Genomic DNA, 21,673 nt, shown 5'->3' with positions numbered 1-21,673 from the left:
AGACTTCCTCCACACCTACAACCACCACCGCTGCCACACCGCAATCGGAGGGCAACCTCCGATCAGCCGCGTCAACAACGCTGCGGGTCAATACAACTAGCGCGTTCCGTACACCGGCTGGGGCGGGTCCGACTCCGCCAGGAGTTTGAGCGCCGTTTCACCCGCCTCCGCCGGGGTCCAGCGGGCGCCGCGGTCGGCCGTGGGGCCCGGGTGCCAGCCGTGCATGACCGTGATGCGGCCCGCCTCGGCCTCGAAGACGCGGCCGGTCACGCCCGCCGACGCTGCGGAGCCCAGCCAGACGACCAGCGGCGAGACGTTCTCGGGGGCCATCGCGTCGAACGCCCCCGGCTCCCCCGACGCCGCCATCGTGTCGGCGAAGGTCCGCTCCGTCATGCGCGTCCGCGCCGCTGGGGCGATCGCGTTGACCTGGACGCCGTAGCGGGCCATCTCCGCCGCCGCGACCAGCGTGAGGCCCACGATCCCCGCCTTGGCCGTGCTGTAGTTGCCCTGGCCGACGGAGCCCAGCAGGCCCGCGCCGCTGGACGTGTTGATGACGCGGGCCGCCACCTCACGCCCCGCTTTCGACTCGCCTCGCCAGTACGCCGCCGCGTGCTTCAACGGCAGGAAGTGACCCTTCAGATGCACCCGCACGACCGCGTCCCAGTCGTCCTCGTCCAGGTTGACCAGCATCCGGTCGCGCAGGAACCCCGCGTTGTTGACCAGCGTGTCCAGCCGCCCGAAGGTGTCGAGCGCGGTGGTCACCAGTGACGCCGCACCCTCCCCGGACGCCACGTCGCCGCCGTGCGCCACCGCCTCGCCGCCGCGTGCCCTGATCTCGTCCACGACCCTCGCCGCGGGACTGTCCGGCCCCGGCCGCCCGTCGAGCCCGACGCCGAGGTCGTTGACCACGACCTTCGCGCCTTCGGCGGCGAAGGCGAGCGCATGCGCCCGGCCCAGCCCGCGACCGGCGCCGGTCACGATCACCACGCGCCCCTCAGTGATTCCGGTCATCGCGCTCTCCTCGACTCCCTCGGAAAATACGGAACTTCCCGCGCCCGAAGGGCGCGGACGCGGGGACGGTCCGGTATCGGCGCGGTCCCGCTCACCGGCCGACATCGGCCGCGTCCAAGAACGCGGGCCGCTCCCCGCCCCCGTGCACCAGCAGCGACGCCCCGCTCACGTACCCCGCCCGCTCCGACGACGCGAGGAACACCGCCGCGTCCCCGATCTCGTCCGGCTCGGCCAGCCGGCCGAGCGGCACCGTGCGGCCGACCGCGGCCACCCCCGCCTCGTCGCCGTAGTGCAGGTGGGACAGCTCCGTACGGACCATGCCGAGCACCAGCGTGTTCACCCGCACCTCCGGCGCCCACTCCACCGCCATGGAGCGCGCGAGGCTCTCGAGCCCCGCCTTGGCCGCCCCGTACGCGGCCGTACCCGGCGACGGGCGCGTCCCGCTCACACTCCCGACCATCACGACGGAACCCCGTGCCGCGCGCAGCAGTTCGTACGCGGCCAGCGACGCGGTCATCGGCGCCACGAGGTTCAGCTGCACCACCCGTGCGTGGCGCTCCGCCTCGCCCTCGCCGAGCAGCCGGTACGGCGTCCCGCCCGCATTGTTGACGAGAACATCGAGCTGTCCGTAGCGGCGCCCGACACGCTCGAAGAAGTCCGCGACGGCCGCCCCGTCCCGCAGGTCGACGGGGACGAACCGCGCGGCACGGCCGGCCGCCGCGACCGGCGCGTCCGGCGGTCTGCGGGCGCAGACGACGACCTCCGCCCCGGCCGCCAGGAACGCCCGCGCGATCCCCGCGCCGACCCCCCGCGTGCCGCCGGTGACGACGGCGACCCTCCCGTCCAGCTCCATCGGCTGCTACCTTCCTGACACAGCATCACCTAACAAACGTTTGGTGGAAAGGTAGCTGATCCGCTCATGGGTGTCTCCACCTCAGGCCCGGAGAAGGGCGTATCCGTCGTCACGGTCGACTTCCCACCCGTCAACGCCCTGCCCGTGCAGGGCTGGTACGAGCTCGCCGACGCCGTCCGCGCCGCCGGCCGCGACCCGGAGATCCGCTCCGTCGTCCTCACCGCCGCGGGCCGCGGATTCAACGCGGGCGTCGACATCAAGGAGCTGCAGCGCGACCCCGGACACCAGGCCCTGATCGGCGCCAACCGCGGCTGCTACGAAGCCTTCGCCGCGGTCTACGAGTGCGAGGTCCCCGTCGTCGCCGCCGTGCACGGCTTCTGCCTCGGCGGCGGGATCGGCCTCGCCGGGAACGCCGACGCGATCGTGGCGTCCGACGACGCGACCTTCGGGCTGCCGGAACTGGACCGGGGCGCACTCGGCGCCGCCACCCATCTCGCCCGCCTCGTCCCGCAGCACCTGATGCGCGCCCTGTACTACACCTCCCGTACGGCCACGGCCGCCGAACTGCACGCCCACGGCTCGGTCTGGAAGGTCGTCCCGCGCGAGGAACTCCACGCCGCGGCCCTGGAGCTGGCGCGCGAGATCGCGCGGAAGGACGGCCATCTGCTCCGGCTGGCCAAGGCCGCCATCAACGGCATCGACCCCGTCGACGTACGCCGCAGCTACCGCTTCGAGCAGGGCTTCACCTTCGAGGCGGCCCTCAGCGGGACCGCCGGCCGGGTCCGCGACACCTTCGGCAAGGAGGAGACGAGTGGCTGACAAGACCATGACCGTCGACGAGGTCGTCGGACGGCTGCACAGCGGCATGACCCTCGGCATCGGCGGCTGGGGCTCGCGCCGCAAGCCCATGGCCCTGGTCAGAGCACTGCTCCGCACCGAGATCACCGACCTCACCGTCGTCTCGTACGGAGGCCCCGACGTCGGACTCCTCGCCGCCGCCGGCCGCATCCGCAGGCTCGTCGCACCCTTCGCCACCCTCGACTCGATCCCGCTGGAGCCGCACTTCCGCGCCGCCCGCGAGCGCGGCGCCTTCGCAATGACGGAACTCGACGAGGCCATGTTCATGTGGGGCCTGCACGCCGCGGCCAACCGGCTGCCGTTCCTGCCCGTGCGGGCCGGACTCGGCTCGGACGTCATGCGGGTCAACCCCGGGCTGCGGACGGTGACGTCGCCCTACGACGACGGCGAGCAGTTCGTCGCCGTACCCGCCCTGCGCCTGGACGCGGCGCTCGTCCACATGAATCGCGCCGACCGGCTCGGCAACGGCCAGTACCTGGGTCCCGACCCGTACTTCGACGACCTCTTCTGCGAGGCGGCCGACACCGCGTACGTCTCGTGCGAACAGCTCGTCGAAACGGCGGACCTGACCAAGGACGCCGCCCCGCAGACCCTCCTCATCGGCCGCCACAGCGTCACCGGCGTGGTCGAGGCCCCGAACGGCGCGCACTTCACCTCCTGCGCGCCCGACCACGCCCGCGACGAGGCCTTCCAGAAGCTGTACGCGACCACGCCCTGGGAGGACTTCGCCCGCCGCTTCCTGTCCGGCAGGAGCGAGCACGACTACCGGTCCGCCGTCCAGGCCTGGCAGGAGGAGCAGCAGTGACCGTCTCCCGTTCCGAGTACTGCGTCGTCGCCTGCGCCGAGGCCTGGCGCGACAACGGCGAGGTGCTGGCCGCCCCCATGGGCCTGATCCCGTCCATCGGCGCGCGTCTCGCCAAGCGCACCTTCTCCCCCGATCTGCTGCTCACGGACGGAGAGGCGATGCTCGTCGGCCTCGACGGCACGGTCGAGGGCTGGCTGCCGTACCGCCGCCACCTCACGATGGTCACCGGCGGCAATCGGCACGTGATGATGGGCGCGAGCCAGATCGACCGTTACGGCAACCAGAACATCTCCTGCATCGGCGACTGGGCCAGGCCGAAGCGCCAGCTCCTGGGTGTGCGCGGAGCGCCGGTCAACACCCTCAACAATCCGGTCAGTTACTGGGTGCCGCGGCACTCCACCCGCGTGTTCGTCGAAAAGGTCGACATGGTCAGCGGAGTCGGTTACGACAACGCGGCCGGGGCTCGTTACCACCGTCTGCCACGAGTCGTCTCCGACCTCGGTGTGTTCGACTTCGCCACCCCGGACCACTCGATGCGTCTCGCGTCGCTGCATCCGGGCGTCACTGTCGACCAGGTGCGGGACGCCACCGGCTTCGAACTCGTGATCGGCGACGACGTCCCGTACACCCGCGAACCGACCGACACCGAGCTGCGCCTCATCCGTGAGGTCATCGACCCGGGCAACGCGCGCGACCGCGAGGTCAAGGGCTGATGGAGACCGCCCTCACCGAACTCGTCGGGGTCGAGCACCCCATCGTCCAGACCGGCATGGGCTGGGTCGCGGGCCCGCGCCTGGTGTCCGCGGCCGCCAACGCCGGCGCGCTCGGCATCCTCGCCTCCGCGACGATGACCACGGACCGGCTGCGGGCCTCCGTCCGCGAGGTCACGTCCCGTACGGACGCGCCCTTCGGCGTCAATCTGCGCGCCGACGCGGGGGACGCCCGGGAGCGGGTGCGGATCATCATCGACGAGGGCGTACGCGTCGCCTCCTTCGCCCTGGCCCCCTCGCGCGAGCTGATCGCCGAGCTCAAGGACGCGGGCGTCGTCGTCATCCCGTCCGTCGGCGCCCGCCGGCACGCCGAGAAGGTCGCCGCGTGGGGCGCGGACGCGGTGATCGTGCAGGGCGGCGAGGGCGGCGGCCACACCGGGGACGTCGCGACGACCGTGCTGCTGCCGCAGGTCGTGGACGCCGTGGACATCCCGGTGGTCGCGGCGGGCGGTTTCCACGACGGACGCGGGCTGGTGGCGGCGCTCGCCTACGGGGCGGCGGGCATCGCCATGGGCACCCGCTTCCTGCTCACGTCCGACTCGACGGTCCCGGACGCGGTGAAGGCGCGCTATCTGGCGGCGTCGGTGAAGGACATCACCGTCACCACGGCGGTCGACGGCCTGCCGCACCGCATGCTCCGCACGGACCTCGTGGACACGCTCGAACGGTCCGGCCGCGCCCGGGCACTGCTGCACGCCGTCCGCCGCGCCGCCCGTTTCAGGAAGCTCTCGGGGCTGTCCTGGGCCGCGATGGTCCGCGACGGCCTCGCGATGAAGCACGGCAAGGACCTGTCCTGGAGCCAGGTCCTGCTCGCCGCGAACACGCCCATGCTCCTCAGGGCCTCCATGGTCGAGGGCCGCACCGACCTCGGCGTCATGGCGTCCGGGCAGGTCGCGGGGGTGATCGAGGACCTGCCCAGCTGCGCGGAGCTCGTCGCCCGTGTCATGTCCGAGGCCGAGGAGGCGCTCCGCACCCTGCCGACACCAGGGTGACCGAACCTCCTGGCCCGCTCGGGCGTTCGTTCTGTCACAGGCACACGACCCGCGCGACCCGCTCCTCGTGGTCGTGCGCCCGGCCCGGCTGCTGCGGCCGGAGGATAGGGCCGGCCGGGCCAGGTGGTCGGTCACCTGGCCCGGTCGGCCCTGCTATTGGGGGGTTGCGGAGTGCCCCGGACTACTGGGCCGCGGCCCGGCGGCCCCCGGCTCCGCCCTGGGCACCGCCCGCCGCGCGCCCGCGTGAGCGCGCGCGCCCGGCCTGGGAATGGCCGGCCTGCGTACGCCCGCTCTGGGTCCGCCCGGCGTCATTACGAGCGCTCTCCGTGCGGCTGCCCTCGGTACGGCGGGCGCCCGCCCCGGTACCGCCCTCCGGGCGCTTGCGCTTCGGGCGCGGCCGCGACGACCGCGCCGCCGCCGGCCGCTGCGGCTGCTGCGGCACCTCGATGGTGACGGCCACGCCCGAGGGCTCGCGGGCCCCGGTCAGGCGGGCCAGCTCGCCGTCGCTGGACTTGATCATCGCCGTGCGCGGGCTGATGCCCGCGTCCGACATGAGCCGGGTCATCTCGCGCTTCTGGTCCGGCAGGACCAGCGTCACGACGCTGCCCGACTCGCCCGCCCGCGCGGTGCGCCCGCCCCGGTGCAGATAGTCCTTGTGGTCCATCGGCGGATCGACGTTCACGACGAGGTCCAGGTCGTCGACGTGGATGCCACGCGCCGCCACATTGGTCGCGATCAGCGCGCTGACCTGGCCGTTCTTGAACTGGTCGAGGGTGCGGTTGCGCTGCGGCTGCGACCGTCCGCCGTGCAGGCCCGCCGCGCGTACGCCGCTGGCCAGCAGCCGCTTGACCAGCCGGTCCACGGACCGCTTGGTGTCCAGGAACATGATGACCCGGCCGTCACGGGCCGCTATGCGCGTCGTGACCGCCTTCTTGTCCGTCTCGTCGGCGACGTACAGGACGTGGTGGTCCATTGTCGTCACGGCACCGGCGGACGGGTCGACGGAGTGCACGACGGGGTCGGTCAGGAACTGCCGTACGAGCCGGTCGATGTTCCGGTCCAGGGTGGCCGAGAACAGCATGCGCTGCCCGTCCGGCTCCACCTGCTTCAACAGGGCGGTGACCTGCGGCATGAAGCCCATGTCGGCCATCTGGTCGGCCTCGTCCAGCACGGTGATCGCCACCTGGCCGAGCCGGCAGTCGCCGCGCTCGATGAGGTCCTTGAGCCGGCCCGGCGTCGCCACGAGCACCTCGGCACCGCGCCGCAGCGAGCCCGCCTGCTTGGTGATCGACATTCCGCCGACGACCGTCGTGAGCCGCAGGTTGACGGCCGTCGCGTACGGGGTGAGGGCGTCGGTGACCTGCTGGGCGAGCTCTCGCGTGGGTACGAGGACCAGGGCGAGCGGGGCCCCGGACTCGGCGCGCCGCCCGGCGGTGCGGGCGAGCAGCGCGAGACCGAACGCCAGGGTCTTGCCGGAGCCGGTGCGCCCGCGGCCGAGCAGGTCACGGCCGGCGAGCGAGTTCGGCAGCGTGGCTGCCTGGATCGGGAAGGGCGCGACGACTCCCTGCGCCCCGAGGGTCTTCAGCAGCGCCGCGGGCAGCTCCAGCTCGTCGAACGACGTGACGGCGGGCAGGGCGGGTGTGCTGGATTCCGGCAGGGTGAATTCCTGCGGGGGCGCCGCTGCACGGCGCGCACCGCCGGAGCGCTTGGCGGAGCCCTTCGCGGGCTCGTTCGCGGTGCGCTTGACGGGGCGCGTCGCCGGTCGCCGGCGTGCGGGACGTTCGGAGCGAGTCATTCGGGAATGCCTTCCTGGGCCTGAGGACAGCACAAGCCGGGGCCCGCACCGCGAAGGTGCGGGCCCCGGCTGCGTGGTACGCGTCCGGATGTCAGGCCGGGACGATGTTCTCCGCCTGCGGGCCCTTCTGGCCCTGCGTGACGTCGAAGGTGACCTTCTGGCCTTCCTGGAGCTCACGGAAGCCCGAGGTGGCGATGTTGGAGTAGTGGGCGAAGACGTCGGCGCCGCCGCCGTCCTGCTCGATGAAGCCGAAGCCCTTTTCCGCGTTGAACCACTTCACGGTTCCAGTAGCCATGTCATTCTCCTGATAGGTAAGAGGCCCCATCCGGAGAAAGCCGGAAAAACAATAATGCGCCCGTCGGATCATTTCCCGTCAGGCGCACATAAAGTTCATGGGTACCAAAACTGCAACGCCGCCAACTGTAGCACGCCGAATCTGCGGTGCTGGATCACGGCACAGCGGACCACCACGGGACCGCGGGACTCACGGCTACAGACGCTCGATGATCGTCACGTTCGCCTGGCCGCCGCCCTCGCACATCGTCTGGAGCCCGAACCGCCCACCCGTGCGCTCCAGTTCGTGCAGCAGCGTCGTCATCAGCTTGACGCCCGTCGCTCCCAGCGGGTGGCCCAGGGCGATCGCGCCGCCGTTCACGTTCACCCGCGCGGGATCCGCGCCGGTCTCCTTGAGCCAGGCCAGCACCACGGGGGCGAAGGCCTCGTTGATCTCGACCAGGTCGATGTCGTCGATGGACATGCCGGTCTTCTTCAGCGCGTACGCAGTCGCCGGGATGGGGGCGGAGAGCATCCGGATGGGGTCCTCGCCGCGGACCGAGAGGTGGTGGACGCGGGCGCGCGGGGTGAGTCCGTGTTCGCGTACCGCCCGCTCGCTCGCGAGGAGCATCGCCGCCGCGCCGTCCGAGACCTGGGAGGAGCAGGCCGCGGTGATGGTGCCCCCCTCCAGGACCGGGTTCAGGCCCGCCATCTTCTCGAGGGTCGTGTCGCGGCGCGGGCCCTCGTCCACGGTGACGTCGCCGTACGCGACGGTCTCGCGTGCGAAGCGGCCCTCGTCGATCGCGCGGATCGCCCGCTGGTGGGACCGGAGGGCGAACTCCTCCATGTCGAGCCGGGAGATGCCCCACTTCTTCGCGATCAGCTCGGCGCCGTGGAACTGGTTGACGGGCGCGTCGCCGTACCGGGCGCGCCAGCCCTGCGAACCGTGGAAGGGGCCATCGGTCAGCCCGAGCGGCTCCGCGGCCTGCCGGGAGGCGAAGGCGATCGGGATCTGCGTCATGTTCTGCACGCCGCCCGCGACGACGAGGTCCTGGGTGCCGGACATCACGCCCTGGGCCGCGAAGTGCACCGCCTGCTGGGAGGAGCCGCACTGGCGGTCGATGGTGACGCCGGGCACCTCCTCGGGCAGTCCGGCCGCCAGCCAGCATGTGCGGGCGATGTCGCCGGCCTGCGGGCCCACGGCGTCCAGGCAGCCGAAGACGACGTCCTCCACGGCGGCCGGCTCGATCCCGGACCGGGCGACAAGGGCCTTGAGGACGTGGGCGCCCAGATCGGCGGGGTGGACACCGGCCAGGCCCCCCTTGCGCCGGCCCACCGGGGTGCGTACCGCTTCGACTATGTAGGCCTCGGCCATGACTGCTCCTCGAGGGTCAGTGTCGTACGGAAATGCCGTCGAGCACCATCGACAGGTACTGGCGGGCGATCTCGTCGGGGCTGTGCTGTCCGCCCGGCCGGTACCAGGACGCCGCGACCCACACCGTGTCGCGGACGAACCGGTACGTGAGCCGGACGTCGAGGTCGTCGCGGAAGACCCGGGCGGCGACGCCGCGCTCCAGCGTCCCCAGCCACGCCTTCTCGAACTTCTGCTGCGAGTCGGCGAGATAGTGGAAGCGGGGCTGTGCGGAGAGGTGCCTGGACTCCTTCTGGTAGATCGCGACGGCGGCACGGTGCCGGTCGATCTCCCGGAACGACTCGGTGACGAGCGCCTCGATCGTCTCCCTCGGCCCGAGCCCGGCCGCGAGGACGGTGTCGTACCCGGCCCACAGTTCGTCGAGGAAGGTGGAGAGGATCTCGTCGAGCATCGATTCCTTGGAATCGAAGTGGTAGTAGAGGCTGCCGGCGAGCATCCCCGCCGCGTCCGCGATCTTGCGGACGGTGGTGGCGTTGTAGCCCTGGGCGGCGAACACCTCGGCCGCGATGCCGAGCAGCTCGCGGCGCCGCTCGGGCGACGAGGCGGTCACCTGGGTCTTCTTCTTGGTCGTAGGCACGTGCCCATTCTGGTCCTGCCTCTGGTCGGGCCCGGAGCTACGGATGCTGGGAGCTGACGGACACGGTCTCGCCGGTCATGTACGAGGAGTAGCCGCTGGCGAGGAAGACGATGACGTTGGCGACCTCCCACGGTTCGGCGTACCGCCCGAAGGCCTCGCGGGCGGTGAGCTCCTCCAGCAGTTCGGCCGAGGTGACCTTCACCAGGTGCGGGTGCATGGCGAGGCTCGGCGACACCGCGTTGACGCGGACCCCGTAGGCCGCCGCCTCGACCGCGGCGCACCGGGTGAGCGCCATGACGCCGGCTTTCGCGGCGGCGTAGTGGGCCTGGCCGGCCTGGGCGCGCCAGCCGACGACGGAGGCGTTGTTGACGATGACTCCGCCGCGGCCCGCGTCCTTCATGTGCCGCAGGGCGGCGCGCGTGCAGCGGAAGGTGCCGCCGAGGGTGACATCGAGGACGCGGGACCACTGTTCGTCGCTCATGTCGATGAGTTCGGCCGTGCCGCCGAGACCCGCGTTGTTGACGACGAGGTCGAGGCCCCCGTGGATCCGTACCGTCTCGTCGAAGAGGGCCTGCACCTGGGCCTCGTCGGTGACGTCGCAGACCTGCGCGTCGACGGCCGCCGCCCCGAACTCCGCGGCGAGCGCGTCCTCGGTCTCCTTGAGCCGGCGGGCGTGCGCGTCGCTGATGAGGACCCGCGCGCCTTCCTCCAGGAAGCGGCGGGCGGTGGCCCCGCCGATCCCCGCCCCGGCGGCCGCGGTGATGACGGCGGTACGGCCGTCGAGCAGCGCATGCCCCGGTACGTACTGAGGCTTGTTGTCCGTCACACGGGCACGTTAACCTACCAAACACTTGTTAGGGAAGGTTCCGGGAGGGGAGCGGGCGCTTCATGGACCTGACGCACACGGCGGACGAGGACGCGTTCCGCGCGGAGGCCCGCGCATGGCTGCGCGCGCGTGTCCCGGCCGGACCGCTGCCGTCGCTGGAGACGGAGGAGGGCTTCGCCGCGCACCGGGAGTGGGAGGCGGAGCTGTACGCCGACCGCTGGTCGGTGGTGTCCTGGCCGGAGCGGTACGGGGGACGCGGCGTCGACATCTTCCACTGGCTGGTCTTCGAGGAGGAGTACTACGCGGCGGGCGCGCCCGGCCGGGTCTCCCAGAACGGCATCAACCTCCTCGCCCCGACCCTCTTCGACCACGGCACGGAGGAGCAGCGGGCCCGGATCCTGCCGCCCATGGCGAGCGGTGAGGTGATCTGGGCGCAGGCCTGGTCGGAGCCGGAGTCCGGTTCCGACCTCGCCTCGCTGACGTCCCGGGCGGTACGGACGGACGGCGGCTGGCTGCTGTCCGGGCAGAAGACGTGGTCGTCACGGGCGGCCTTCGCGGACCGGGCGTTCGGCATCTTCCGGACCGACCCCGACGCCGGCAGGTCCCACCGGGGCCTGACCTACCTGATGTTCGACCTGCGTGCGCCGGGTGTCACGGTCCGTCCGATCGCCCGGCTCGACGGCAGGCCCGCCTTCGCCGAGCTGTTCCTGGACGACGTCTTCGTGCCGGACGCGGACGTGATCGGCGAGCCAGGGCAGGGCTGGCGTATCGCCATGTCGACAACGGGCAACGAGCGCGGCCTCATGCTCCGCTCCCCCGGCCGTTTCCTGGCCGCGGCCGACCGGCTCGTACGGCTGTGGCGGTCCGCCGCGGACCCCTCCGACACCGCCCTGCGCGACCGTGTCGCGGACGCGGTGATCGGCGCGCGGGCGTACCAGCTCTTCACGTACGCCAACGCCTCGCGCTTCGCCGCGGGTTCGGCCGTCGGCGCCGAGTCCAGCCTGAACAAGGTCTTCTGGTCCGAGTACGACATCGCCCTGCACGAGACCGCGCTCGACCTGCTGGGCACGGACGGGGAGTTCAGCGACGGAGAGTGGGCGGAGGGGTACGTCTTCTCGCTCGCGGGCCCCATCTACGCCGGTACGAACGAGATCCAGCGCGACATCATCGCCGAGCGCCTCCTCGGCCTCCCGAAAGGCCGCCGCTGATGCGTTTCCTGCTCACCGACGAACAGCAGGCCTTCGGCCGCTCCCTGGACGCGATGCTGTCGGCCGCGGACACGGCGGCGGTGGCGCGGGCCTGGGCGGCCGGTGACTCCGCGCCCGGCCGCGCGCTGTGGTCCCGCCTGGCCGGCGCGGGGGTCTTCGCCCTGGCCGTCCCCGAGGCGTACGAGGGCGTGGGCCCGCTCCCCGTCGAGCTCACCGTCGCCTTTGTGGAGCTCGGCCGCCATGCGGTGCCGGGCCCGCTGGCGGAGACGGTCGCCGCTGCCGCGCTCCTCGCGGAGCTGGGCGAGCCGGCCCCGGCGAAGCGCCTCCTTCCGGGCATCGCGGCGGGCGAGGTGACGGCGACGCTGCGGCTTCCGGGGGCGGGACCGTACGTACTCGACGCGGATGCGGCGACCTGCGTCCTGGTGGTGGAGCCGGAGGACGGCGAACCGGAGGACGGCACCGGCGTGCGCCCCGCGCGGCTGCGTATCGCGCCCGGGCACGGGCCGGTCCGCGCGTCGGCCGATCCGGCGCGGCGGCTCGCCGTGCCCAGCGCGGGCGGGGAGGTCCTCGCCGCCGGGGCAGACGTCACCGCGGCGGCGCGGCGCGCCGCGGACTGGGCGCGGCTCGCCACGGCCGCGCAGTCGCTCGGCACCGGGCTCGCGCTGCTGGAACGCACGGTCGCCTACGCCAAGCAGCGCACGCAGTTCGGTGCCGCGATCGGGTCGTTCCAGACGGTCAAGCACCGGCTGGCGGACACGCTGATCGCGCTCGAGTTCGCCCGGCCGCTTCTCCACGGGGCGGCGCTCTCCCTCGCCCCCGCCGAGGTGGCCGCGGCGAAGGTGGCCGCGGGCGAGGCCGCGTACGCCGCCGCCCGCACCGCCCTCCAGCTGCACGGCGCCGTCGGCTACACCGAGGAGCTGGACCTCTCCCTCTGGCTGCGCAAGGCACGCCCGCTGCGGGATGCCTGGGGGACGCCGGCGCAGTGCCGGGCGGCGGTGCTCTCCGGCTGACTCATGCGTCGTCCCCACGCGGCGGACGGTCGATGCGCGGAGTGTCGTCGCGCGGCGGGCTGTCGTCGTTGCCGCGCCGGACGGTCCGCCGCGCCTGCCCCGGCCGCCAGCTCTGCACGACGAGCTCGTCGCCCTCGACCCCGGTCCGTACGACCTCGGTCAGCTCGACCCGGAACAGATGGAACGGCTGGGGCTCGCCGACCGCCTCCTGGAACCGCGCCGTCACCTCCGGGTCGGTCACCTCGACCGCCCGCCCGCCGACCCGGACGTCCCCGTCGTCCATGGACGCGTCGGGCCCTGGGTTCGCGTGGATCGCGAACCGCGGGTCACGCCGCAGATCCTGCGCCTTGCGGGAGTTCGGCATCATGCCGAGCCACAGCTCACCGAACCTGAAGTTCACCTCGAGACCGGACACGCGCGGCGAGCCGTCCCTGCGGAGTGTCGCGAGGACGTGGTGCGTGTACTTCTCGAAGCGCTGCTGCACGGTCCCGGAGAAGTCCGGCTCCGCTGCCTGAAAGTCTGCCCAGCTGTTGGTCATGGCCCCATGGAAACGCGGATACCCGACATCTTCTGTCGTGATTGCCGCGAGTATCGTCCACGTCATGATCGCCGAACTCCAGTGCACCGTCCTGGACTGCTCCGACCCTTCGGCCCTGGCCCGCTTCTACGCGGCGGTCCTCGGCGGCGACGTCAACCGCGCGGACCGCCGCTGGGCCACCGGCGACGGGTGGGCGACCCTGCACACGCCCTCGGGCCAGGTACTGGCCTTCCAGCGGGTGGCGGACCACCGCCCGCCGCGGTGGCCGGACCCGTCCCGTCCCCAGCAGTTCCATCTGGACCTCGCCGTGTCCGACCTCGAGCAGGCGGGCCGTGAGGTACTGGCCCTCGGCGCCACGCCTCTCGACACCGGGGACGCCGATCGCTGCTGGAGCGTGTACGCGGACCCGGCGGGTCATCCGTTCTGCCTGGTGCGCCACCAGGTGTATTGACCTGCAGCGTTGTTGACACGGGGCCGCGTTTCAGAAGTAGCGCCGTCCGCCCTTAGGGCCAGGCGGGAGTTCTGAAACACGGCCCAGGGTCACGCGCGCACGATGCCCATCGCCCGGGCGTTCGCCAGCCACGTCGGGAACTCGGACACGAGCCGGTCGTACAGCTCGGCGTCCGACACCCGCCGCGGGTCCTCGCCCGCGTGGAAGAAGCCCGCGTTGTCGATGGGGCGCTTCGACGGCACGGCCAGTTCGTCCAGCTTGCGCAGGAACTCGAACTGCCGGCTGCCCGGGTCGCCGAAGCCGATGAACTGCCAGAACAGCGGCAGCTTCGCCGCCTTGCACAGATAGCGCTCCGCGGCGAGCTTGTTGATGGGCCCGCCGTCGGTCTGGAAGACGACGAGCGCAGGGGCCGTCGACCCGCTGTCCAGGTAGTGGTCGATGACCGCGTCCATCGCCAGGTGGTAGCTGGTCCTGCCCATGTGGCCGAGCCCGGCGACGATCCGGTCGATCCGGCCCTTGTGGTCCGCGAGCGCGATCTCGGTCTCCGCGTCGACGTCGGTGGAGAAGAAGACGACCGGCACACGTCCGTCGTCGTCGAGGTGCGCCGACAGCCCCAGCACCCGGTCGGCCAGGGCCTGGACGCTGCCGTCCTGGTAGTACGGCTTCATCGAGCCCGAGTAGTCGACCACCAGGTAGACCGCGACGCGCTGCCCGCTCAGCCCGTGCTTCTGCAGTGACGCGCCTGCGCTCTTGTAGAGGCTGACGAGGGCCGGGGCGGACTCCTCTATCTTGCGGAGGCTGATCGCCGCCATTGCGCGTCTCCGTTTCGCTCACCTGGTGTGCCAACGCGCAGGAATCTACGGGAGTTCGGGCAGACGGCCCAAGGGGTGGACCGGTGATCTCACTGGACGGCGAGGTCGCCGTGATCACCGGCTGACCCGTACCCGGCCCCACGGCAACGGACCGGGTTCGCTATTTTGTTCGCCGCCGTCCCCACCGGCTGACTGTTCCGTACATCTGCGACGAAGCCCGAGGAGCCGGCCGTGGAAGCCGCCGTCACCACCTGCTACCGCCACCCGAAGGTGGAGAGCCATGTCCGCTGCACCCGCTGCGACCGCTACATCTGCCCCGACTGCATGCGCGAGGCGGCGGTCGGCCACCAGTGCGTGGAGTGCGTGAAGGAGGGACACAGGAGCATCCGCCAGGCACGCACGGCCTTCGGCGGCAGGGTCGGCGCGTCCACGACGGTGACGTACGCGCTGATCGCCCTCAACCTGGTTCTGTATCTGGGCGAGTTGGTGCGTCCCGAACTGACCGACCAGTTGGGGATGCTGGGCGCACGGCTGGTGGATTCCACCGGGGAGTACTACGTCTACGAGCCCGGCACTGTGCCCGGATACGACACCGTGGGCGTCGTGGCCGGCGAGTGGTACCGGCTGATCACTGCCGCGTTCCTGCATCTGAACGCGACGCAGACGACGTTCGGCATCATCCATGTCGTCCTCAACATGGTCGCGCTCAAGAACCTGGGCCCGGTCGTGGAGAGCCAGCTCGGCCGGGCCCGCTTCCTCGCCCTCTATCTGCTCTCCGCGCTCGGCGGCTCCGTCCTCGTCTACCTCATCTCCCCCGGCGACATCGCCGTGGGCGCGTCGGGCGCGATCTTCGGACTGGCCGGCTCCTTCTACGTCATCAGCCGCCGGCTGAACCGCGACATGCAGGCCGTCAACCGCTTCATGGCCGGCTTCCTCCTCTGGATGGTGGTCTCCGCCGGGTTCACCTCCTGGGAGGGCCACCTGGGCGGCCTGCTCGCAGGCGGCGCGGTCACCGCGGCCTTCGCCTACGCCCCGCGCGAGCGCCGGGCCCTCCTCCATGTCGCCGCGTGTGTCGCGATGCTGGCACTGCTGGTCACGCTGGTGGTGCTGCAGACCTCGTCGCTCACGGGCGGCGGCGCGGTTTGACGCGTTCCCCGCACGCGCCGCGGCGCCTGCCCTTACGGTCCGGTCGGGGACGAGGGGCAGGCGCCGCGCGCGTTCCGTACGCCGTTGTACGGGACGTGTGTGGGGTGGGACTCAGACCGTCAGCGCACGGTCCGTCGGGCGGATCGGGGCGGGCAGTTCGCTCGCACCCGTGAGGTAGCGGTCCACGCCGCGTGCCGCCGAGCGGCCCTCGGCGATGGCCCAGACGATGAGCGACTGGCCGCGGCCCGCGTCGCCTGCGACGAAGACGCCGTCGACGTTCGTCGCGAAGTCCGCGTCCCGGGCGACGTTGCCGCGCTCGTCCAGCTCGAGGCCGAACTGGGAGACGAGGCCGTTCTGGACGTCCGTGCCGGTGAAGCCCATGGCGAGGGTGACCAGCTGGGCGGGGATCTTCCGCTCCGTGCCCGGCTTCTGCTGCAGCTTGCCGTCGACGAACTCGACCTCGATGAGGTGCAGGAACTGGACGTTGCCGTCCTCGTCGCCCTCGAAGTGGGTGGTGGAGACGGAGTAGACCCGCTCGCCGCCCTCCTCGTGCGCGGACGTCACCTTGTAGAGCATCGGGAACGTCGGCCAGGGCTGGTGACCCGGGCGGTCGTCCGTCGGCCGGGGCATGATCTCCAGCTGGGTGACGGAGGCCGCGCCCTGGCGGTGAGCGGTGCCGACGCAGTCCGCGCCGGTGTCGCCGCCGCCGATGACCACGACGTGCTTGCCCTCGGCGGTGATGGGCGGGGCCACGAAGTCGCCCTCGACGACCTTGTTGGCGAGCGGCAGGTACTCCATCGCCTGGTGGACGCCGTTCAGCTCACGGCCCGGCACCGGCAGATCGCGGGCGGTCGTGGCGCCGGCCGCGATGACGACGGCGTCGTACCGGCGGCGCAGCTTCGCCGCGTCGATGTCGCGGCCGACCTCCACGCCGGTGCGGAACTTGGTGCCCTCCGCGCGCATCTGCTCGATACGGCGGTTGATGTGCCGCTTCTCCATCTTGAACTCGGGGATGCCGTAGCGCAGCAGTCCACCGACGCGGTCGGCGCGCTCGTACACGGCGACCGTGTGGCCCGCCCGGGTCAGCTGCTGTGCGGCGGCGAGACCCGCGGGGCCCGAGCCGATGACCGCGACGGTCTTGCCGGACAGCCGCTCCGGCGGCTGCGGCTTGACGTCGTTGGCGTCCCACGCCTTGTCGATGATGGAGACTTCGACGTTCTTGATGGTGACGGCGGGCTGGTTGATGCCGAGCACGCACGCCGCCTCGCACGGGGCGGGGCAGAGCCGGCCCGTGAACTCCGGGAAGTTGTTCGTGGCGTGCAGCCGCTCGCTCGCGGCCTGCCAGTCCTCGCGGTAGGCGTAGTCGTTCCACTCGGGGATCAGGTTCCCCAGCGGACAGCCGTTGTGGCAGAACGGGATGCCGCAGTCCATGCAGCGTCCGGCCTGCTTGCTGATGATCGGCAGCAGGGAGCCGGGGACGTAGACCTCGTTCCAGTCCTTGACTCGTTCGCCCACCGGGCGGGTCTTGGCGACCTCGCGCCCGGTGGTCAGGAAGCCCTTGGGGTCAGCCATTGGTCGCCGCCTCCATCATCTTCTCGGTGGTCTCCTGCTCGGAGAGACCGGCGAGCTCAGCGGCGTCCTTGGCGGCGAGCACTGCCTTGTACGTGGTCGGGATGATCTTGCTGAAGCGGTCCACGGCGGTGGCCCAGTCCGCGAGGAGCTTCTCGGCGACGGTGGAGCCCGTCTCCTCCTGGTGGCGGCGCACCACGTCGTGCAGCCACTGCTTGTCCGTGTCGCTCAGGGCCTCGACGGCGTTCACGTTGCCGGCGTTCACGTTGTCCCGGTCGAGGTCGATGACGTACGCGACACCGCCGGACATACCGGCCGCGAAGTTGCGTCCCGTCTCGCCGAGCACGACGGCGTGGCCGCCGGTCATGTACTCGCAGCCGTGGTCGCCCACGCCCTCGGAGACCACCAGCGCACCGGAGTTGCGGACGCAGAAGCGCTCGCCGGTGCGGCCGCGCAGGAACAGTTCGCCGCCGGTGGCGCCGTAGGCGATGGTGTTGCCCGCGATGGTGGAGTATTCGGCCAGGTGGTCGGCGGCGCGGTCCGGGCGGACGATGACGCGGCCGCCGGAGAGGCCCTTGCCGACGTAGTCGTTGGCGTCGCCCTCCAGGCGCAGCGTCACACCGCGCGGCAGGAAAGCGCCGAAGGACTGGCCGGCCGAGCCGGTGAAGGTGATGTCGATGGTGTCGTCGGGCAGGCCCGCACCGCCGAACTTCTTGGTCACCTCGTGGCCGAGCATCGTGCCCACGGTCCGGTTGATGTTGCGGATCGCGACCTGGGCGCGGACCGGCTGGGCCTCCTCGGCGGAGGGCGCGGCCAGCGCGTCGGCGGCCAGCTCGATCAGCTCGTTGTCCAGGGCCTTCGCCAGTCCGTGGTCCTGCTCGACGACCTGGTGGCGCACGGCGCCGTCGGGCAGCTCGGGGACGTGGAAGAGAGGCTCGAGGTCGAGGCCCTGCGCCTTCCAGTGGTTCAGGGCCCGGGTGGTGTCGAGCAGTTCGGCGTGGCCGACGGCCTCCTCCAGGGTGCGGAAGCCGAGCTCGGCGAGGAGCTCGCGGACCTCTTCGGCGATGAACCGGAAGAAGTTCACGACGAACTCGGCCTTGCCGGCGAACCGTTCCCGCAGGACCGGGTTCTGGGTGGCGATACCGACCGGGCAGGTGTCCAGGTGGCAGACGCGCATCATCACGCAGCCGGAGACGACGAGCGGCGCGGTCGCGAAACCGAACTCCTCGGCGCCGAGCAGCGCGGCGATGACAACGTCACGGCCGGTCTTCAGCTGGCCGTCGGTCTGCACGACGATCCGGTCGCGCAGGCCGTTGAGCAGCAGCGTCTGCTGGGTCTCGGCGAGGCCGAGCTCCCAGGGGCCGCCCGCGTGCTTCAGCGACGTGAGCGGGGACGCGCCCGTACCGCCGTCGTGGCCGGAGATGAGGACCACGTCGGCGTGCGCCTTGGAGACACCCGCGGCGACCGTGCCGACACCGACCTCGGACACCAGCTTCACGTGGATGCGGGCGGCCGGGTTGGCGTTCTTGAGGTCGTGGATCAGCTGGGCCAGGTCCTCGATCGAGTAGATGTCGTGGTGCGGCGGCGGGGAGATCAGACCGACACCGGGCGTGCTGTGCCGGGTCTTGGCGACCCAGGGGTAGACCTTGTGGCCGGGCAGCTGGCCGCCCTCGCCGGGCTTGGCGCCCTGGGCCATCTTGATCTGGATGTCGTCCGCGTTGACCAGGTACTCGGACGTGACGCCGAAGCGGCCGGAGGCCACCTGCTTGATCGACGAACGCCGCGCCGGGTCGTACAGGCGCTCCGGGTCCTCGCCGCCCTCACCGGTGTTGGACTTGCCGCCCAGCTGGTTCATGGCGATGGCGAGGGTCTCGTGCGCCTCCTTGGAGATGGAGCCGTACGACATGGCGCCCGTGGAGAAGCGCTTGACGATCTCGGAGACGGGCTCGACCTCGTCGATGGAGATCGGCTCGCGGTCGCTCTTGAAGCCGAACATGCCGCGCAGCGTCATGAGCCGCTCGGACTGCTCGTTCACGCGCTCCGTGTACTTCTTGAAGATGTCGTACCGCTTGGAGCGCGTGGCGTGCTGCAGCCGGAAGACCGTCTCCGGGTCGAAGAGGTGCGGCTCGCCCTCGCGGCGCCACTGGTACTCGCCGCCGATGTCCAGCGCGCGGTGCGCCGGGGCGATGCCGCTGGCCGGGTACGCCTTGGCGTGCCGGGCGGCGACCTCCTTGGCGACGACGTCGAGGCCGGCACCGCCGATCTTCGTGGCCGTGCCGTCGAAGTACTTGTCGACGAAGGCCTCGTCGAGACCGACGGCCTCGAAGACCTGGGCGCCGCGGTAGGAGGCGACGGTGGAGATGCCCATCTTGGACATGACCTTCAGCACGCCCTTGCCGAGGGCGTAAATCAGGTTGCGGATGGCCTGCTCGGGCTCGATGCCCTCGATGAACGTACCGGCGCGCAGGAGGTCCTCGACGGACTCCATCGCCAGGTACGGGTTGACGGCGGCGGCGCCGTAGCCGATGAGCAGCGCGACGTGGTGCACCTCGCGGACGTCACCGGCCTCGACCAGCAGGCCCACGTGGGTGCGCTGCTTGGTGCGGATGAGGTGGTGGTGCACGGCGGCGGTGAGCAGCAGCGACGGGATCGGGGCATGCTCGGCGTCGGAGTGCCGGTCGGAGAGCACGATCAGCCGGGCGCCGCTCTCGATCGCGGCGTCGGCCTCGGCGCAGATCTCGTCGATGCGGGCGGCCAGCGCGTCGCCGCCGCCGGAGACCCGGTAGAGACCGGACAGCGTCACGGCCGTCATGCCGGGCATGTCGCCGTCGGCGTTGATGTGGATGAGCTTGGCCAGCTCGTCGTTGTCGATCACCGGGAAGGGCAGGGTGACGCTGCGGCACGACGCGGCGGTCGGCTCCAGCAGATTGCCCTCGGGACCGAGCGAGGAGTGCAGCGAGGTGACGAGCTCCTCGCGGATGGCGTCCAGCGGCGGGTTGGTGACCTGCGCGAACAGCTGGGTGAAGTAGTCGAAGAGCAGCCGGGGGCGCTCGGACAGGGCCGCGATCGGCGAGTCCGTGCCCATGGAGCCGATCGGCTCGGCGCCGGCGCGGGCCATCGGGGCGAGCAGGACGCGCAGCTCCTCCTCGGTGTAGCCGAAGGTCTGCTGGCGGCGGGTGACCGAGGCGTGGGTGTGGACGATGTGCTCGCGCTCGGGGAGGTCCTCGAGCTCGATGATCCCTGTCTCCAGCCAGTCCTGGTACGGGTGCTCGGCGGCCAGGGCGGCCTTGATCTCGTCGTCCTCGATGATGCGGTGCTCGGCGGTGTCGACGAGGAACATCTTGCCGGGCTGGAGGCGGCCCTTGCGGACGACCTTGGCCGGGTCGATGTCGAGGACGCCGACCTCGGAGGAGAGGACGACGAGGCCCTCGTCGGTGACCCAGTAGCGGCCGGGACGCAGACCGTTGCGGTCGAGGACGGCGCCGACCTGGGTGCCGTCGGTGAAGGTGACACAGGCCGGGCCGTCCCAGGGCTCCATCATCGTGGAGTGGTACTGGTAGAAGGCGCGCCGTGCCGGGTCCATGGAGTCGTGGTTCTCCCACGCCTCGGGAACCATCATCAGGACGCTGTGCGGCAGCGAGCGGCCGCCGAGGTGGAGCAGCTCCAGCACCTCGTCGAAGGAGGCGGAGTCGGAGGCATCCGGCGTGCAGACGGGGAAGATCCGCTCGAGCTTGTCCGCCCCGAAGAGGTCGGAGGCCAGCTGCGACTCGCGGGCGCGCATCCAGTTGCGGTTGCCCTTGACCGTGTTGATCTCGCCGTTGTGCGCGACGAAGCGGTACGGGTGGGCGAGCGGCCAGCTCGGGAAGGTGTTCGTGGAGAACCGGGAGTGCACGAGCGCGACGGCGGTGGCGAAGCGGCGGTCGGACAGGTCCGGGAAGAAGGGCTCCAGCTGGCCGGTGGTCAGCATGCCCTTGTAGACGATGGTGCGCGCGGAGAGCGACGGGAAGTACACCCCGGCCTCGCGCTCGGCGCGCTTGCGCAGCACGAACGCCTTGCGGTCGAGGGCGATGCCCGTGCTCTCGCCGTCCGCGACGAAGAGCTGGCGGAAGGCCGGCATCGTCGAGCGGGCGGTGGCGCCGAGCAGGTCGGGGGCGACGGGGACCTCGCGCCAGCCGAGAACGGTCAGGCCCTCCTCGGCGGCGATCGTCTCGATCCGTGAGACGCCCTCGTCCTGGGTGTCCACGGGCAGGAAGGCGATGCCGACGGCGTACGAACCGGCCTCGGGAAGCTCGAATGCGGTGACCTCGCGCAGAAACGCGTCCGGGACCTGGAGGAGGATTCCGGCACCGTCGCCCGAGTCGGGCTCCGAGCCGGTGGCGCCGCGGTGCTCCAGGTTGCGCAGAACGGTCAACGCCTGCTCGACCAGCTCATGGCTGGCTACACCGGTGAGGGTGGCCACGAACCCGACGCCGCAGGCGTCGTGCTCGTTACGGGGGTCGTACATCCCCTGGGGGGCGGGGCGACCGTCCATGGGCGACCAGGCGTACGAACGCATCGGCTCTCCCGTCGTCGTCGTGGCATGTGGTAGTGCCGAGGGACGACGTTGGCCCTCCGCTGAAATTTCGTGCAGGTTACATGATGGAGTGTTTCTCGGGAAGCGGATAGCCCATTCCAACATGCGGACACCGCGATCTGGGGTCTGGTAACGGCGCAGGTGGGGACGGGTACGGACAGATCGGCGTCCGCG

Annotated in this window: 19 protein-coding genes and 1 pseudogene; 9 read left to right on the top strand and 11 right to left on the bottom strand. The window is 71.5% G+C overall.

Annotated elements, in window-relative coordinates:
- A pseudogene (locus ACWCXB_RS19230) lies at positions 1 to 100 on the top strand (IS481 family transposase); the annotation flags it as partial.
- On the opposite strand, the gene ACWCXB_RS19225 reads toward ACWCXB_RS19230, so the two are convergent.
- Both ACWCXB_RS19225 and ACWCXB_RS19220 read right to left on the bottom strand, forming a co-directional pair.
- Entirely contained in the window at positions 97 to 1,011 is a 915-nt protein-coding gene (locus ACWCXB_RS19225) for an SDR family oxidoreductase (RefSeq protein WP_450724315.1), read from the bottom strand. The pseudogene ACWCXB_RS19230 and the gene ACWCXB_RS19225 overlap by 4 nt on opposite strands.
- A gap of 91 nt (positions 1,012 to 1,102) precedes the next feature.
- Positions 1,103 to 1,864: an SDR family oxidoreductase gene (locus ACWCXB_RS19220; RefSeq protein ID WP_450724313.1), complete on the bottom strand. Its 762-nt coding sequence runs from the start codon at positions 1,862 to 1,864 to the stop codon at positions 1,103 to 1,105.
- A 66-nt stretch (positions 1,865 to 1,930) separates the two neighbouring features.
- On the opposite strand from ACWCXB_RS19220, the gene ACWCXB_RS19215 reads away from it, so the two are divergent.
- Genes ACWCXB_RS19215 through ACWCXB_RS19200 form a run of 4 tightly spaced genes read left to right on the top strand, consistent with a single transcriptional unit; the run spans position 1,931 to position 5,289 of the window.
- Positions 1,931 to 2,683 carry an enoyl-CoA hydratase family protein gene (locus ACWCXB_RS19215; RefSeq protein ID WP_450724311.1) on the top strand — a complete coding sequence of 251 codons (753 nt, stop codon included), beginning with the start codon at positions 1,931 to 1,933 and terminating at the stop codon, positions 2,681 to 2,683.
- Complete coding sequence (locus tag ACWCXB_RS19210; RefSeq protein WP_450724309.1) at positions 2,676 to 3,527, top strand: CoA transferase subunit A; 852 nt, start codon at positions 2,676 to 2,678, stop codon at positions 3,525 to 3,527. Before ACWCXB_RS19215 ends, ACWCXB_RS19210 begins: the two co-directional genes overlap by 8 nt.
- A complete protein-coding gene (locus tag ACWCXB_RS19205) occupies positions 3,524 to 4,240 on the top strand; it encodes a CoA-transferase subunit beta (RefSeq protein ID WP_450724307.1) in 717 nt (238 codons plus the stop codon). Before ACWCXB_RS19210 ends, ACWCXB_RS19205 begins: the two co-directional genes overlap by 4 nt.
- Positions 4,240 to 5,289, top strand: coding sequence for an NAD(P)H-dependent flavin oxidoreductase (locus tag ACWCXB_RS19200; protein WP_450724305.1), 1,050 nt, complete (start codon positions 4,240 to 4,242; stop codon positions 5,287 to 5,289). Before ACWCXB_RS19205 ends, ACWCXB_RS19200 begins: the two co-directional genes overlap by 1 nt.
- A 181-nt stretch (positions 5,290 to 5,470) precedes the next feature.
- On the opposite strand, the gene ACWCXB_RS19195 is transcribed toward ACWCXB_RS19200, so the two are convergent.
- The 5 genes from ACWCXB_RS19195 to ACWCXB_RS19175 form a co-directional block, all read right to left on the bottom strand.
- A complete protein-coding gene (locus ACWCXB_RS19195) occupies positions 5,471 to 7,084 on the bottom strand; it encodes a DEAD/DEAH box helicase (protein ID WP_450724303.1) in 1,614 nt (537 codons plus the stop codon).
- Positions 7,085 to 7,175: 91 nt separating this feature from the next.
- Positions 7,176 to 7,379, bottom strand: a complete 204-nt coding sequence (locus ACWCXB_RS19190; protein WP_020871138.1) for a cold-shock protein — start codon at positions 7,377 to 7,379, stop codon at positions 7,176 to 7,178.
- A gap of 195 nt (positions 7,380 to 7,574) precedes the next feature.
- Positions 7,575 to 8,732, bottom strand: coding sequence for an acetyl-CoA C-acetyltransferase (locus ACWCXB_RS19185; RefSeq protein WP_450724301.1), 1,158 nt, complete (start codon positions 8,730 to 8,732; stop codon positions 7,575 to 7,577).
- 16 nt (positions 8,733 to 8,748) lie between these two features.
- Positions 8,749 to 9,366: a TetR/AcrR family transcriptional regulator gene (locus tag ACWCXB_RS19180; protein WP_450724299.1), complete on the bottom strand. Its 618-nt coding sequence runs from the start codon at positions 9,364 to 9,366 to the stop codon at positions 8,749 to 8,751.
- A 37-nt stretch (positions 9,367 to 9,403) separates the two neighbouring features.
- Complete coding sequence (locus tag ACWCXB_RS19175) at positions 9,404 to 10,192, bottom strand: SDR family oxidoreductase (RefSeq protein ID WP_450724297.1); 789 nt, start codon at positions 10,190 to 10,192, stop codon at positions 9,404 to 9,406.
- Between the two features lie 62 nt (positions 10,193 to 10,254).
- Here ACWCXB_RS19175 and ACWCXB_RS19170 point away from each other — a divergent pair, with 62 nt between their 5' ends.
- Both ACWCXB_RS19170 and ACWCXB_RS19165 read left to right on the top strand, forming a co-directional pair.
- The gene (locus ACWCXB_RS19170) at positions 10,255 to 11,400 is read left to right on the top strand and encodes an acyl-CoA dehydrogenase family protein (protein WP_450724295.1); all 1,146 of its coding nucleotides are present in this window, start codon (positions 10,255 to 10,257) and stop codon (positions 11,398 to 11,400) included.
- Positions 11,400 to 12,410 (top strand): acyl-CoA dehydrogenase family protein, encoded by a 1,011-nt coding sequence (locus ACWCXB_RS19165; RefSeq protein WP_450724293.1) that lies wholly within the window; start codon positions 11,400 to 11,402, stop codon positions 12,408 to 12,410. The genes ACWCXB_RS19170 and ACWCXB_RS19165 overlap by 1 nt, the downstream gene beginning before the upstream one ends.
- Before the next feature lies 1 nt (position 12,411).
- Here ACWCXB_RS19165 and ACWCXB_RS19160 read toward each other — a convergent pair whose 3' ends face one another.
- Complete coding sequence (locus tag ACWCXB_RS19160) at positions 12,412 to 12,948, bottom strand: pyridoxamine 5'-phosphate oxidase family protein (RefSeq protein WP_450724291.1); 537 nt, start codon at positions 12,946 to 12,948, stop codon at positions 12,412 to 12,414.
- A 64-nt stretch (positions 12,949 to 13,012) separates the two neighbouring features.
- On the opposite strand from ACWCXB_RS19160, the gene ACWCXB_RS19155 reads away from it, so the two are divergent.
- Positions 13,013 to 13,399: a VOC family protein gene (locus ACWCXB_RS19155; protein WP_450724289.1), complete on the top strand. Its 387-nt coding sequence runs from the start codon at positions 13,013 to 13,015 to the stop codon at positions 13,397 to 13,399.
- Positions 13,400 to 13,488: 89 nt separating this feature from the next.
- Here ACWCXB_RS19155 and ACWCXB_RS19150 read toward each other — a convergent pair whose 3' ends face one another.
- Positions 13,489 to 14,211: a vWA domain-containing protein gene (locus ACWCXB_RS19150; protein WP_450724287.1), complete on the bottom strand. Its 723-nt coding sequence runs from the start codon at positions 14,209 to 14,211 to the stop codon at positions 13,489 to 13,491.
- 231 nt (positions 14,212 to 14,442) lie between these two features.
- On the opposite strand from ACWCXB_RS19150, the gene ACWCXB_RS19145 reads away from it, so the two are divergent.
- Positions 14,443 to 15,357 carry a rhomboid family intramembrane serine protease gene (locus tag ACWCXB_RS19145; RefSeq protein ID WP_450724285.1) on the top strand — a complete coding sequence of 305 codons (915 nt, stop codon included), beginning with the start codon at positions 14,443 to 14,445 and terminating at the stop codon, positions 15,355 to 15,357.
- A gap of 111 nt (positions 15,358 to 15,468) precedes the next feature.
- Here ACWCXB_RS19145 and ACWCXB_RS19140 read toward each other — a convergent pair whose 3' ends face one another.
- On the bottom strand, positions 15,469 to 16,929 hold the full coding sequence (locus ACWCXB_RS19140) for a glutamate synthase subunit beta (RefSeq protein WP_450724283.1): 1,461 nt from the start codon (positions 16,927 to 16,929) through the stop codon (positions 15,469 to 15,471).
- Complete coding sequence (gene gltB / locus ACWCXB_RS19135) at positions 16,922 to 21,481, bottom strand: glutamate synthase large subunit (protein ID WP_450724281.1); 4,560 nt, start codon at positions 21,479 to 21,481, stop codon at positions 16,922 to 16,924. Before gltB ends, ACWCXB_RS19140 begins: the two co-directional genes overlap by 8 nt.
- Between the last annotated feature and the right edge of the window lie 192 nt (positions 21,482 to 21,673).

The sequence above is a fragment of the Streptomyces sp. NPDC001514 genome, assembly GCF_053597075.1.
The sequence above is the reverse complement of the archived record's forward strand: the minus strand, read 5'-3'. Positions and strand labels throughout refer to the sequence as shown.

Excerpts from the sequence above, each read along its gene's own strand:
- ACWCXB_RS19225 (WP_450724315.1), bottom strand. The coding sequence starts at position 1,011 with ATGACCGGAATCACTGAGGGGCGCGTGGTGATCGTGACCGGCGCCGGT.
- ACWCXB_RS19220 (WP_450724313.1), bottom strand. The coding sequence starts at position 1,864 with ATGGAGCTGGACGGGAGGGTCGCCGTCGTCACCGGCGGCACGCGGGGG.
- ACWCXB_RS19215 (WP_450724311.1), top strand. The coding sequence starts at position 1,931 with ATGGGTGTCTCCACCTCAGGCCCGGAGAAGGGCGTATCCGTCGTCACG.
- ACWCXB_RS19200 (WP_450724305.1), top strand. The coding sequence starts at position 4,240 with ATGGAGACCGCCCTCACCGAACTCGTCGGGGTCGAGCACCCCATCGTC.
- ACWCXB_RS19195 (WP_450724303.1), bottom strand. The coding sequence starts at position 7,084 with ATGACTCGCTCCGAACGTCCCGCACGCCGGCGACCGGCGACGCGCCCC.
- ACWCXB_RS19190 (WP_020871138.1), bottom strand. The coding sequence starts at position 7,379 with ATGGCTACTGGAACCGTGAAGTGGTTCAACGCGGAAAAGGGCTTCGGC.
- ACWCXB_RS19185 (WP_450724301.1), bottom strand. The coding sequence starts at position 8,732 with ATGGCCGAGGCCTACATAGTCGAAGCGGTACGCACCCCGGTGGGCCGG.
- ACWCXB_RS19170 (WP_450724295.1), top strand. The coding sequence starts at position 10,255 with ATGGACCTGACGCACACGGCGGACGAGGACGCGTTCCGCGCGGAGGCC.
- ACWCXB_RS19165 (WP_450724293.1), top strand. The coding sequence starts at position 11,400 with ATGCGTTTCCTGCTCACCGACGAACAGCAGGCCTTCGGCCGCTCCCTG.
- ACWCXB_RS19160 (WP_450724291.1), bottom strand. The coding sequence starts at position 12,948 with ATGACCAACAGCTGGGCAGACTTTCAGGCAGCGGAGCCGGACTTCTCC.
- ACWCXB_RS19155 (WP_450724289.1), top strand. The coding sequence starts at position 13,013 with ATGATCGCCGAACTCCAGTGCACCGTCCTGGACTGCTCCGACCCTTCG.
- ACWCXB_RS19150 (WP_450724287.1), bottom strand. The coding sequence starts at position 14,211 with ATGGCGGCGATCAGCCTCCGCAAGATAGAGGAGTCCGCCCCGGCCCTC.
- ACWCXB_RS19140 (WP_450724283.1), bottom strand. The coding sequence starts at position 16,929 with ATGGCTGACCCCAAGGGCTTCCTGACCACCGGGCGCGAGGTCGCCAAG.
- gltB (WP_450724281.1), bottom strand. The coding sequence starts at position 21,481 with ATGCGTTCGTACGCCTGGTCGCCCATGGACGGTCGCCCCGCCCCCCAG.